This is a genomic window from Candidatus Kosakonia sp. 282A-S69 (assembly GCF_029433855.1).
GTDB classification, from domain to species: Bacteria; Pseudomonadota; Gammaproteobacteria; order Enterobacterales; family Enterobacteriaceae; genus Kosakonia; species Kosakonia cowanii_A.
The window spans coordinates 954,671-967,278 of record NZ_JAROAU010000001.1 but is presented as its reverse complement, the minus strand read 5'-3'; the positions used below and the strand labels follow the sequence as shown (position 1 = coordinate 967,278).

Here is a 12,608-nt window from a genome sequence, read left to right as displayed (position 1 = left end):
GCTTATCGGGCCTACACCATCCCCCGCTTCCCCTCTGCGGCGAGCCTGCCCGATGGCGCTTTGCTTATCGGGCCTACGATCTGTGCATGATGACTCGATCCGCGTAGGCCGGATAAGGCGCAGCCGCCATCCGGCGATGCCTCTCCAATGCCCCTTCACCGATAACGGTCAATTACCGATCGACCTCTAAGAATCACCATTTCATCTGGCTGAACACCAAATTTATGTTGCGGCGTTTTAAGAGTTATCTCACGATAAGTAAAACGTTCTACTAAAACGTTCTACTAACAAAAATAACGCGCAAAACGCGCATCTTCGGGGGAGATCAGCATGAGTCTGATACCAGGGTTAGTTAAATCGCTCTCTAAATTATCGATGATTGGTCGCGCCTTAATGCTTCCCATCTCGCTGCTACCTGCTGCGGGCCTGTTACTGGCCTTTGGCGATAAATTCCACCTGCCGTTAATGATGAATGCCGGCGGCGTCATTTTTGACAACCTGCCGATGCTCTTCGCCATCGGCTCTGCGGTCGGGCTGGCCTCTGAATCAGGCATTGCCGCGCTGTCGGCGGCGGTCTCGGTTTTCATCACCAATATCACTATCGGCACTATGCTCGGCATTACGCCAGAGATGGCCTCCCAGGGCGGCAAATATGCGCTGGTGGTCGGCATCCCAACTTTACAGATGGGCGTCTTTGGCGGGCTTATCTGCGGTATCCTCGCGGCGTGGTGCTATAACCGCTTCCATACTTTGCAACTGCCCGAGTTTCTCGGCTTCTTCTCCGGTAAGCGTTTTGTCGCTATCGCCACCGCGTTTCTCTCGTTCCTGCTGGGTCTGCTGCTGCCCTATCTCTGGCAGCATATTCAGGCCGGTATCGATGCGCTCTCGGTAGTAGTGAACGGCGATAACCAGGCGGCATCGACCTTTATCTTCGGTCTGGTCGAACGCGCGCTGATCCCACTGGGCCTGCACCACATCTGGTACCCTTCGTTCTGGTATTCATTTGGCGATTACACGACCCAGGCAGGCCAGGTGATCCACGGCGATCAGACGATCTGGTTCAAGATGCTGGAAGAGGGGGTGAAATCTTTCAGCAGCAACAGCTATCACGACGCCGGTAAGTTTATGCAGGGCGAGTTCCCGCTGATGCTGTTTGCGCTGCCGGCAGCCTGCCTGGCGATGTACCACGAAGCGCATACGCGTAACAAAAAGATCGCCTTCGGTATTCTCTTCTCCGCCGCGCTGACCTGCTTCCTGACGGGCATTACCGAGCCGGTTGAGTTCACCTTTATCTTTGTGGCACCGATCCTCTATGTCTTTAACGCCATCATGGCGGGTCTGGCCTATATGTCGATGTACCTGCTGCATGCGCACATCGCCAAATCCTTCTCCGCAGGCTTTATCGACTACCTGTCGTTCGGCATCCTGCCCTCCTTTAACGGCTATCAAACCAACTACCTGAATGCGGTGATTGTTGGCGTTCCGATGGCGGTGATTTACTACTTCACCTTCCGCTTTGTGATCCGTCGTTTTGATGTCAAAACCCCGGGGCGCACGGAGGTAACGGCGACGGCCGATGATAGAACCGACGGCGAACTGGCTGGCGAAATCATTGGCCTGCTGGGCGGTGCGCAGAATATCGCCTCCGTCGGCTCCTGCATCACCCGCCTGCGTCTGGAGGTGGCGGACAGCCAGAAAGTGGATAAAGATGGCCTGAATAATCTTGGTGCGCGCGGCGTGGTGTTTGTCGGCGACAGCGGCATCCAGGTTATTTTTGGCGCAAGGGCACAATTTATCGCCCAGAGCATGTCCACGCAGATCGGCAAAGCATAAGATGACGGCCTGGCATGCAAAGGCATGTCAGGCCCGGCTAAGTGCCGTAAACGACAGGGAGCAGCGTTGAAGAAAGTCAGCATTATTGATGTGGCAAAGCACGCGGGTGTCTCCGTTTCCACGGTCTCGCTGGTACTGCGCCAGAAGGGAAAAATCTCTGACGCGACAATTGAAAAGGTGCAGGTGGCGATTGCCGCCCTGGGGTATGTGCATAACGTGGCGGCCGCAAACCTGCGCGCCAACACCTCAAACCTCATTGGCCTAATCCTGCGCGACTTCAGCGACAGCTTTTCCATCAAAGTGATGGCCAGCATCGTGCAGGAGCTGGAAAAGCACGGCTTTATGGTCTTTCTCGGCCAGCCGCTGAATGATGGCGAGCACCTTGAGCGCAGCCTGCTCTCCTTTCAACAGCAGGGCGTGGCAGGAGTGATCTATCTCTCTTGCGATACGCGTTCGCGCATCCTGCCCGCGCAGCTGCTACAGTGCGCGCTTCCGCTGGTGGTAGTCTCGCAATCGCTGCTGGAGGAGCCCTGCGATCTGGTGATGCGCGATAACCGCCAGGCCGCCGCGCTGGCGACCCGTTACCTGATTGAACGCGGTCATCGCAATATTGCCTATATTGGCGGTATTGAAGGCGATGTGATCCGCCAGCAGCGGCTGCTCGGTTTTCGCCACGCGATGGCACAGCACGGCCTGGCGCTACGCGACGGCGCGACGCCTGCCTGCCACGGCGACACTGAAGCCGCCAGCCACGCCACCCGCCAGTTGCTTGAACAGCACAACACCATTACCGCCCTGCTCTGCCACTCGCCCGATGCGCTGATTGGCTCGATAAGCGGCATTCACCACACCGGGCGCACCGTGGGTAAAGATCTCTTTTTGACCCAGCAGGTTGCGCTGGTCGGTTTTGAAGATATGCTGCACATCAATCTCACCTCGCCGGCGTTGACCTATGTCTCCTCCGCCAGCGAAGAGAGCGGTCGCCAGGCTGCCGGGCTGATGATGCGCAAGCTTAAGGAGCCGCAGTTGCAGACGCAGCGCATTACCCTCTCCGGGCAGCTCATTGTGCGCGAATCTGCCTGACGCAGGCCGTGGAGGCCAGGCAGGCGTGAAGCGTGCGGATTAACCGCTATAATCCTTTTTTCTCAGGGAGATACTCTATGCCAACCATCGTTACGCATGCGGCTGTTCCGCTCTGCCTTGGGCTTGGGCTCGGCGGTAAAACGATCCCACGGGGGTTACTGCTGGCGGGGATAGGCCTCTCCATGCTGCCGGATGCCGATGTACTGGCGTTTAAATTCGGCGTCGCTTACGGCGATGCTCTGGGTCACCGCGGCTTTACCCACTCCCTGCTTTTCGCCTTTGTCGTCCCGCTGCTGGTCGCCTTGCTCAGGCATAAGCGCTTTAAGGCAAGCGTTACGCGCTGTTGGGCATTTTTAACCCTCTCCCTGCTGTCGCACAGCCTGCTGGACTCCATCACCACCGGCGGGAAAGGGGTCGGCTGGCTCTGGCCATGGTCGGAAGAACGCTTTTTCGCGCCGTGGCAGGTGATCAACGTCGCGCCGTTCGCCCTTTCACGCTACACCACGCCCTATGGGCACCAGGTGATCCTCTCTGAGCTGATGTGGGTGTGGCTACCAGGGGTGGTAGTGATGGGTGTGTTGTGGTGGCGCAGACGATAAGGTCGGTCTGTAAACAGAAGAAGCCGCCATCCGGCACAGTGCGGATAGCGGCTTCGATAAGCGGATAGCGCGAGCGCCAGGCGCTGTCAGAGATTACTTACGGCGCCAGGTGGTGCCCTGCGGACCATCTTCCAGCACGATGCCCATCTCGTTCAGGCGATCGCGCGCGGCATCAGCCGCCGCCCACTCCTTCGCTTTACGCGCGTCCAGACGCTGCTGAATAAGCTTTTCAATCTCTGCCACTTCGCCGTCATCCGCCTGCGCGCCGCTCTGCAGGAAGAGATCCGGGTTCTGCTCCAGCAGCCCCAGCACGCCCGCGAGTTTACGCATATGTGAGGCCAGCGCGTTGGCCGCATGCGCATCTTCCGTCTTCAGGCGGTTCACTTCCCGCGCCATATCAAACAGCACCGAGTAGGCTTCGGGGGTGTTGAAGTCATCATCCATCGCTTCAATAAAGCGCGCTTCAAAAGCTTCACCGCCCTCAGCCGCCACCGAAGCGTCGGTTCCGCGCAGCGCGGTATAGAGACGCTCCAGCGCTGAGCGCGCCTGTTTGAGGTTCTCTTCGCTGTAGTTGAGCTGGCTGCGGTAGTGGCCGGACATCAGGAAGTAGCGAATGGTTTCCGCATCGTAATACTTCAGCACGTCACGCACGGTAAAGAAGTTACCCAGCGACTTTGACATCTTCTCGCGGTCAACCATCACCATGCCGGAGTGCATCCAGTAGTTAACGTATTCGCCATCGTGTGCACAGGTTGACTGAGCGATTTCGTTTTCATGGTGCGGGAACATCAGATCCGATCCGCCGCCGTGAATATCAAAATGCGACCCCAGCTGTTTGCAGTTCATCGCCGAGCACTCAATGTGCCAGCCCGGACGCCCTTCGCCCCACGGCGACGGCCAGCTCGGCTCGCCAGGCTTGGACATCTTCCACAGCACAAAATCCATCGGATTGCGTTTGATATCCGCCACTTCGACGCGCGCACCCGCCTGCAGCTGGTCGAGATCCTGGCGCGAAAGCTGACCGTAATTCGGATCGCTTGGCACGGAGAACATCACATCGCCGTTATCCGCCACATAGGCGTGACCGCGCGCCAGCAGGCTCTCGGTGATCTCAATGATTTCGTGAATATGGTGCGTCGCGCGCGGTTCGTTATCCGGGCGCAGAATATTGAGGGCGTCGAAATCGGTGTGCATTTCAGCGATCATGCGATCGACCAGCGCAACGAAGTTTTCGCCGTTCTCATTGGCACGTTTGATGATCTTGTCGTCGATATCGGTGATATTGCGTACATACTTCAGCTTATAGCCGAGAAACCGCAGATAGCGCGCAACAACGTCAAAGGCGACGAACGTACGACCATGTCCAATGTGACAGAGATCGTAAACAGTGATACCACACACGTACATGCCGACTTCCCCGGCATGGATAGGTTTGAATTCCTCTTTTTGGCGCGTCAGTGTATTAAAAATTTTTAACATCGAAGATTCCATGTAGACGTGTGTGGGCGTGAAAACCGTATATATTACCTGTAATTCAAACCCGAAGCAGCTCACTTTGCAAGGTGATCCAGCCTCGCGCTTATGCTATAACAAGCCACTATCTCTGACCCACATCCGGGTCGACGCACCACACTATCAGAACAGGATGCAATAATGGTTACTTTCCACACTAATCACGGCGATATCGTAATCAAAACCTTTGATGACAAAGCGCCTGAAACAGTTAAAAACTTCCTGGACTACTGCCGTGAAGGTTTCTACAACAACACCATTTTCCACCGTGTGATCAACGGCTTTATGATTCAGGGCGGCGGTTTCGAACCGGGCATGAACCAGAAAGTGACGAAAGATCCGATCAAAAACGAAGCCAACAACGGCCTGAAAAACAGCCGTGGCACGCTGGCAATGGCACGTACCCAGGCTCCGCACTCCGCAACCGCACAGTTCTTCATCAACGTCGCGGACAACGACTTCCTGAACTTCAGCGGTGAAAACCTGCAGGGTTGGGGCTACTGTGTCTTCGCAGAAGTGGTTGAAGGCATGGACGTGGTCGACAAAATCAAAGCGGTCTCTACCGGTCGCAGCGGCATGCACCAGGATGTTCCAAAAGAAGATGTGATCATCGAAAGCGTGGACGTCAGCGAGTAATTCGTGGCAACACTCTTTATCGCAGATCTGCATCTGCACACTGAAGAACCGGCGATCACCGCCGGTTTTCTCCATTTTTTAGACGGCGTTGCCCGTGAGGCTGATGCGCTCTACATTCTGGGCGATCTCTTTGAAGCCTGGATCGGCGACGACGATCCCAACCCGCTGCATCAGCGAATCGCAAGCGCCATCCGCGCGCTCGTTGACAGTGGCGTCCCCTGCTATTTCATTCACGGTAACCGTGATTTTCTGCTCGGCAAACGCTTTGCCCGCGAAAGCGGTATGCAGCTTCTTCCGCAGGAAAAAGTGCTCAACCTCTATGGGCGTAACGTGCTGATTATGCACGGCGACACGCTCTGCACCGACGATGCAGGCTACCAGGCTTTTCGCGCCAAAGTGCATCAGCCGTGGCTGCAAACCCTGTTTCTTGCCCTGCCGCTGTTTATTCGCCACCGCGTGGCGGCCAAAATGCGCGCCGGTAGCCGTGCGGCCAACAGCAGCAAATCGCTGGCGATCATGGACGTCAATCAGCAGGCGGTCATCGAGGCGATGGAGAAGCATCGTGTCCAGTGGCTGATCCACGGTCACACCCACCGCCCGGAGGTTCATCAACTGACCGCGAACGATGCCCCCGCCTGGCGCGCCGTACTGGGTGCCTGGCACAGCGAAGGCTCAATGATACGCGTCAGCGAAAACGATATAGAACTGGTGCAATTCCCCTTCTGAAACGCGCGCTCTTTTCCCCTCGTATCCGGCAAACTTCACTGCGCAACCGTTTTCCTTGCCTTTTTTCCATGCTATTCTCTCTGCCCTCTGAAGTAGTCTGAAGCACACCCACAGGAGTTTTGAGACGCATGTCTTTAAGCAACCAACCGGCGCGCATCGCCATTGTTATGGGTTCTAAAAGCGATTGGGCCACCATGCAATTCGCCGCAGAAATCCTCGATACCCTGAATGTCCCGCACCACGTTGAAATCGTCTCTGCCCACCGCACGCCCGATAAACTGTTCAGCTTTGCCGAGCAGGCTGAGCAAAATGGTTTTCAGGTGATCATCGCCGGGGCCGGCGGCGCGGCGCATCTGCCGGGCATGATTGCCGCCAAAACGCTGGTGCCGGTGCTGGGTGTGCCGGTACAAACCGCAGCATTAAGCGGCGTCGACAGCCTCTACTCCATCGTGCAGATGCCGCGCGGTATTCCCGTTGGTACACTGGCAATTGGTAAAGCGGGCGCGTCAAACGCGGCGCTGCTGGCGGCGCAGATCCTCGCCCAGCATGACGCAGCGCTGCATCAGCGTCTCGCTGCCTGGCGCCAGGGTCAAACGGACGAGGTGCTGGATAACCCGGACCCACGGGGTGCGGCATGAAACAGGTCTGCGTATTAGGCAACGGTCAGCTTGGGCGCATGCTGCGCCAGGCGGGCGAGCCGTTGAGTATTGCTGTCTGGCCGGTCGGGCTGGATGACGCGCCGGAAGCGGTGCCGTTTCAGCAGAGCGTGATTACCGCCGAGATTGAGCGCTGGCCGGAAACGGCGTTAACCCGCGAGCTGGCGCGCCACCCGGCGTTTGTGAACCGCGACGTGTTCCCGGTGATTGCCGATCGCTTCACGCAAAAGCAGCTGTTTGACAAACTCAACCTCGCCACCGCGCCGTGGCAGCTGCTGGCAGATAAAAGCGAGTGGCAAGGGGTGTTCGGGCGCCTGGGCGAGCTTGCTATCGTCAAGCGCCGCGTTGGCGGTTACGACGGTCGCGGCCAGTGGCGTTTACGTGCAGCCGATGTCGATCAGCTGCCGGAGGAGTGCTACGGCGAGTGCATCGTTGAGCAGGGGATTAACTTCTCCGGCGAAGTGTCGCTGGTTGGTGCCCGCGCTCACGATGGCAGCACCGTCTTTTATCCGTTGACCCACAACCTGCATCAGGATGGGATTCTGCGCACCAGCGTGGTCTTCCCGCAGCCGAATGCCAAACAGCAGCAGCAGGCGGAAGCGATGCTATCGGCGATTATGCATGAGCTGAACTATGTCGGCGTGATGGCGATGGAGTGTTTTGTTACCCCTGGCGGGTTGCTGATCAATGAGCTGGCGCCGCGCGTGCACAACAGCGGCCACTGGACGCAAAACGGTGCTTCGATCAGCCAGTTTGAGCTGCATCTGCGCGCGATTGTCGATTTACCCCTGCCGCCGCCGGTGGTCAACAGCCCGTCGGTAATGATCAATCTGATCGGCAGCGATCTCAATTACGACTGGCTGAAGCTGCCGCTGGTGCATCTGCACTGGTATGACAAAGAGGTACGCGCCGGGCGCAAAGTGGGCCATCTCAATCTGAACGATAGCGACACCGGACGCCTTAGCGCCACGCTGGAAGCGCTGGTGCCGTTACTGCCACCCGAATATGCCAGCGGCATTGCCTGGGCGCAGTCAAAGCTGTAATTGCAATGCTTATTCGGCCTACGCTTACAGCGAGGCCGGATAAGCGTCAGCGCCATCCGACAAAAATCCCCCACACCCGGCCTGTTCAGGCGTAAAATCGGCGCCAGTTTTTGCAGAAGGACGCCCGATGAACGACGCCACGGATTATCTCACCATCCTGCGGGATAACACGCCCCTTATTGATGTTCGCGCTCCGGTTGAATTTGCCAAAGGCGCGCTGCCCGCCGGCATCAACCTGCCGCTGATGAACGACAGCGAACGCGCTGCCGTCGGCACCTGTTATAAACGCGAAGGCGCAGAAGCCGCGTTGCGGCTCGGCCATAAACTGGTTAACGGCGACACCCGCGAGCAGCGAATCGCAGCGTGGATCGCAGCCAGTAAAGACGCCCCGCACGCCCTGCTCTGCTGCGCGCGCGGTGGCCAGCGTTCGCACATTGTGCAGCAGTGGCTCCACGAACGGCAGGTTGATCTGCCGCTGGTCGCGGGCGGCTATAAAGCGCTGCGCCAGGCGGCGCTTGACGCGACGCAGGAGCGCATTCAACGTCCGCTGCTGCTGGTCGGCGGCTGTACCGGCAGCGGTAAAACCCTGCTGGTGCGCGAGCACCGCAACGGAATCGATCTTGAGGGGCTTGCCCATCATCGTGGCTCCTCATTTGGCCGCACAGCCCAGGCGCAGCACGCCCAGGCGACGTTTGAAAACCACCTGGCGGCCGCGCTGCTCAAAGTGTCGCCGCCGTTCTGGTTGCTGGAAGATGAAGGACGGGCAATTGGCGCAAACCATCTGCCTGAAGCGCTGCGTGAGCGCATGGCGCAATCGCCGCTGGTGATAGTCGAAGATCCCTTTGAGCTGCGCCTTGAGCGGCTGCGCGAAGAGTATTTTGTGCAGACGCTGCGCGCTTACACCGACCGTGACGGTGAAGAGGCGGGATGGGAGGCGTATGCGGAGTATCTGCACCACGGACTGTTTGCCATTCGTCGCCGGCTCGGGTTACAGCGCTATGAGCAGCTTACCGTGCATCTGGAAACGGCGCTGGCTGAGCAGCAAAGGTGCGGCTCAACAGAGGCGCATTTCGCCTGGCTCGCCCCGCTGCTGAAGGTCTACTACGATCCGATGTATCGCTACCAGCTGGAGAAGCGCGCGCCTGTTGTCCATTTTCGTGGCACGTTCGAAGCGGTTTCTGCCTGGCTGGCAGCGCAGTGAAGCGCGCCGGATGGCGGCGATGCCTTATCCGGCCTACATTCCGTGCTGCTGATGGGTTTTGTAGGCCTGATAAGCGAAGCGCCATCAGGCAATTGTGGCAACCCTGCACGATGCCAGACCGGTTGCCGGATGGCGGCGATGCCTTATCCGGCCTACATTCCGTACTGCCGATGGATTTGTAGGCCTGATAAGCGAAGCGCCATCAGGCTGTTGTGGCAACCCTGCACAATGCCAGACCGGTTGCCGGATCGCGGCGATGCCTTATCCGGCCTACATTCCGTGCTGCCGATGGATTTGTAGGCCTGATAAGCGAAGCGCCATCAGGCAATTGTGGCAACCCTGCACAATGCCAGACCGGTTGCCGGATGGCGGCGATGCCTTTTCGGGCCAACATTCGGTGATATCGATGAACTTTGTAGGCCGGATGCGCGTTAGCGCCATCCGGCACGCTTACCAGGGATCTTAATGCCGGTCGCGTTTATCGGCCCGTTTTGCCAGCCAGTCGCCGACGACCTGCACAATCTGCACCAGAATAATCAGCGCCACGACGGTGACGATCATCACCTGGGTTTCATAGCGGTAATAGCCGAAACGGATCGCAAGATCGCCGACCCCGCCGCCGCCGACAATCCCCGCCATCGCCGAATAGCCAATCAGGCTAACCAGCGTAATGGTTAAACCGCGTAGCAGACCGGCGCTGGCTTCCGGCAGCAGTACGGTGCAGATAATGCGCAGCGGGCTGGCACCAAAGGCCTCCGCCGCCTCAATAATTCCCTTATCCACTTCACGCAGCGCGCTGTCTACCAGCCGCGCGTAAAAGGCGATGGCCGCCACTGATAACGGCACCGACGCCGCGATGGGCCCGATGGTGTTACCGAGCAACCACTGCGTCAGCGGCAGAAGCAGCACCAGCAGGATGACAAACGGCACCGAGCGGATAATGTTCACCAGAATCGAACTCAGCAGGTAGACCGCGCGGTTTTGCCAGAACAGGTGCCTGTCGGTGACAAAAATCAGGAAACCGAGCGGCAGGCCGCCAACGATCGCCAGCACCGTTGAGATGCTGAGCATCTGGAACGTTTCGCCAAACGCGAGGCTCAAATCAGCCAGTAAATCATCCACGGATCACCTCCACCTGCGCCGTACGGCTGTGAATGTACGCCACGGCATCGCTGACCGCCTGCGGGTTCTCCGCCGTGAGCTGTACCACTAAAATGCCCAGCGCGCGCTCGCCGATATACTCGATTTTGCCATGCAGGATATTGACCGCTACGCCAAATTTTACCGCCGCGTCCGAAAGCACCGGCTGCTCGGCGGAGTCGCCGATAAACAGCACTTTGAGCAGTTGACCGGGCAGATGTTCGCGCAGACGCGCTGGCAGTGTCAGGTTAAGGGTGTGCGACACCAGTTGCTGCGTAAACGGGTGCTGCGGATGGGCAAAAATATCGAACACCTCGCCCTCTTCCACCACTTTGCCCGCCGACATCACCGCCACGCGATCGCAGATGGTTTTAATGACGTTCATCTCATGGGTGATCAGCACAATGGTGATCCCCATCCGCACGTTAATCTCTTTCAGCAGGGCCAGAATGGTGGCAGAGGTTTCCAAATCCAGCGCGGAGGTCGGCTCATCGCAGAGCAGCACATCCGGGTGGTTAGCGATGGCGCGCGCTATGCCGACGCGCTGCTTCTGCCCGCCGCTGAGCTGCACCGGGTAGCGATTCGCTTTATCGCTTAAGCCTACCAGTGCGAGGATCTCGGCCACGCGAGGCGTAATTTTACTCCGCTCCCACCCCGCGGCTTTCAGGCTAAAGGCGACATTCTGCGCCACCGTGCGGGTGTGCATCAGGTTGAAGTGCTGGAAAATCATGCCAATGCGCTGGCGCGCCTGGCGCAACGTCACGCCCTCTAAATCAGAAATGGTGACGCCATTAATATTGACCCGCCCTTCACTTGGGCGCTGCAGAGCATTAAGCGTGCGCAGCAGCGTACTTTTGCCCGCACCGCTGGTACCGACAATGCCGAAAATCTCCCCGGCGGCAATACGCAGCGAGACCGCCTCGACGGCGCGCGTCGCGCCGCTGCCGCCGCGCCCGGCCGGAAAATCGACGCAAACGTTATCTAGTTCAATCATGCCAACCTCAAACGGCAAAAAACAAAAGGCAGGCCGCAGCCTGCCTGGCCACTTATTCGCGGTTACTGTTTATCCGCGCTCTGCATCCAGTCGGGTTTCTGGAAAGCGGCAAAGATATTTTTCGGATCGTCGATCACCGCGCGGTAGGCCGGGGATTTCACCGCCGTCACGATATCTTTCGCGAAGGGCTTATCGGCATCTTCACTGCGCACGGCAATGATGTTTTTCAGATTCTCGTCCAGCTTCTCCTGCTTGATCGCCGAAGAGAGATCCATCCCGGCGGCGACCGCAAAGTTACCGTTTACCAGCGAGGCGGTGACGCCATCGAGCGTACGCGGCAGCTGCGCGGCCTCCAGCGGTTTAAACACCAGCCCTTTCGGGTTGCTGGCGATATCGCGCTCGGAGGCTTTGGTCGGATCAATCGACGCTTTAATGGTAATCAGCCCCAGCGATTGCAGGAAACGCAGCCCGCGCGCCAGGTTAGTGGGATCGTTTGAGAGGGTGATAATGTCGCCCTTCTTCAGCTCATCAAGGCTTTTGATCTTGTGTGAGTAAAAACCCATCCCGGCGGTCGGCACGGCGATCAGCTTGCTGAGCTTGAGGCCTTTATCTGCGGTGAATTTGTCGAAATAGAGGCTGTGCTGGAAGAGGTTGGCATCAATGCTGCCGTTAGCCAGCGCCATGTTTGGCTGCACGTAATCGCTGAATTCGCGTACCACCACTTTGTAGCCCTTCTCTTTCAGCGAAGGGGCTATCGCCTGTTTCACCATATCGCCATATGGGCCTGGTGCGACGCCGAAAACGATGGTGTGCGGATCGCTGTTGGCCTGCGCGAAAGGCAGACCGCAAACCAGAAGTAGTGCGCCAAAAAGCGCACGTAAACCGAGACGAGGTCCCATACATTCTCCCTGATGGTAATGATGTGCTGTGTGCCGCGGCATGCAGTGCGTCGCGTTCAGTGTGTGCCTTGTCGATAAGGCCGGGGAATAAGATGGCACAAAGCCAGCGCAGCGGTAATTGAAAAAAATTCAACTTGTCAGGGAGAGGAAGAAGAAATGCCGGGTGGCAGCGAGGCCTTATCCGGCCTACGTGGGTGCAGCACTCTGCTTTCCGTAGGCCTGATAAGCAAAGCGCCATCAGGCATTTATGGCAACCGTGCACAATGCCGGGCAGATTGCCGGATAG

The 12,608-nt window shown here is 58.0% G+C and carries 12 protein-coding genes; 8 read left to right on the top strand and 4 right to left on the bottom strand.

Translation table 11 applies throughout. The features are described 5' to 3' along the window. The first annotated feature begins 330 nt into the window (after nt 1-330). The 3 genes from PU683_RS04225 (at nt 331) to PU683_RS04215 (ending at nt 3,515) form a co-directional block, all read left to right on the top strand. Nucleotides 331-1,833 (top strand): PTS transporter subunit EIIC, encoded by a 1,503-nt coding sequence (locus PU683_RS04225; protein ID WP_277170272.1) that lies wholly within the window; start codon nt 331-333, stop codon nt 1,831-1,833. A gap of 66 nt (nt 1,834-1,899) precedes the next feature. Beyond that, nucleotides 1,900-2,916, top strand: a complete 1,017-nt coding sequence (locus PU683_RS04220) for a LacI family DNA-binding transcriptional regulator (protein WP_277170270.1) — start codon at nt 1,900-1,902, stop codon at nt 2,914-2,916. A 77-nt stretch (nt 2,917-2,993) separates the two neighbouring features. Then, nucleotides 2,994-3,515, top strand: coding sequence for a metal-dependent hydrolase (locus PU683_RS04215; protein WP_277170269.1), 522 nt, complete (start codon nt 2,994-2,996; stop codon nt 3,513-3,515). A 93-nt stretch (nt 3,516-3,608) separates the two neighbouring features. Here PU683_RS04215 and cysS read toward each other — a convergent pair whose 3' ends face one another. After that, a complete protein-coding gene (gene cysS, locus PU683_RS04210) occupies nt 3,609-4,994 on the bottom strand; it encodes a cysteine--tRNA ligase (RefSeq protein WP_277170267.1) in 1,386 nt (461 codons plus the stop codon). A gap of 174 nt (nt 4,995-5,168) precedes the next feature. Between cysS and ppiB the strand changes: the two genes are divergently transcribed. The 5 genes from ppiB to mnmH all read left to right on the top strand — a co-directional run bounded on the left by ppiB (nt 5,169) and on the right by mnmH (nt 9,289). Further along, a complete protein-coding gene (ppiB, locus tag PU683_RS04205; protein ID WP_277170265.1) occupies nt 5,169-5,663 on the top strand; it encodes a peptidylprolyl isomerase B in 495 nt (164 codons plus the stop codon). 3 nt (nt 5,664-5,666) lie between these two features. Next, the gene (gene lpxH, locus PU683_RS04200; RefSeq protein ID WP_277170264.1) at nt 5,667-6,389 is read left to right on the top strand and encodes a UDP-2,3-diacylglucosamine diphosphatase; all 723 of its coding nucleotides are present in this window, start codon (nt 5,667-5,669) and stop codon (nt 6,387-6,389) included. A 128-nt stretch (nt 6,390-6,517) separates the two neighbouring features. After that, complete coding sequence (gene purE / locus PU683_RS04195) at nt 6,518-7,027, top strand: 5-(carboxyamino)imidazole ribonucleotide mutase (protein WP_277170262.1); 510 nt, start codon at nt 6,518-6,520, stop codon at nt 7,025-7,027. Next, entirely contained in the window at nt 7,024-8,088 is a 1,065-nt protein-coding gene (gene purK, locus PU683_RS04190) for a 5-(carboxyamino)imidazole ribonucleotide synthase (protein WP_277170261.1), read from the top strand. The genes purE and purK overlap by 4 nt, the downstream gene beginning before the upstream one ends. A 127-nt stretch (nt 8,089-8,215) precedes the next feature. Next, complete coding sequence (gene mnmH / locus PU683_RS04185; protein WP_277170260.1) at nt 8,216-9,289, top strand: tRNA 2-selenouridine(34) synthase MnmH; 1,074 nt, start codon at nt 8,216-8,218, stop codon at nt 9,287-9,289. A gap of 462 nt (nt 9,290-9,751) precedes the next feature. Here the strand turns inward: mnmH and PU683_RS04180 are convergent, their stop codons facing one another. From PU683_RS04180 to PU683_RS04170, 3 genes are all read right to left on the bottom strand, one after another. Then, nucleotides 9,752-10,411, bottom strand: coding sequence for a methionine ABC transporter permease (locus PU683_RS04180; RefSeq protein WP_023479087.1), 660 nt, complete (start codon nt 10,409-10,411; stop codon nt 9,752-9,754). Continuing rightward, on the bottom strand, nt 10,404-11,423 hold the full coding sequence (gene sfbB / locus PU683_RS04175) for a virulence-associated ABC transporter ATP-binding protein SfbB (RefSeq protein ID WP_277170259.1): 1,020 nt from the start codon (nt 11,421-11,423) through the stop codon (nt 10,404-10,406). The genes PU683_RS04180 and sfbB overlap by 8 nt, the downstream gene beginning before the upstream one ends. Before the next feature lie 62 nt (nt 11,424-11,485). Further along, entirely contained in the window at nt 11,486-12,322 is an 837-nt protein-coding gene (locus PU683_RS04170; RefSeq protein ID WP_277170257.1) for a MetQ/NlpA family ABC transporter substrate-binding protein, read from the bottom strand. Nucleotides 12,323-12,608 lie beyond the last annotated feature (286 nt).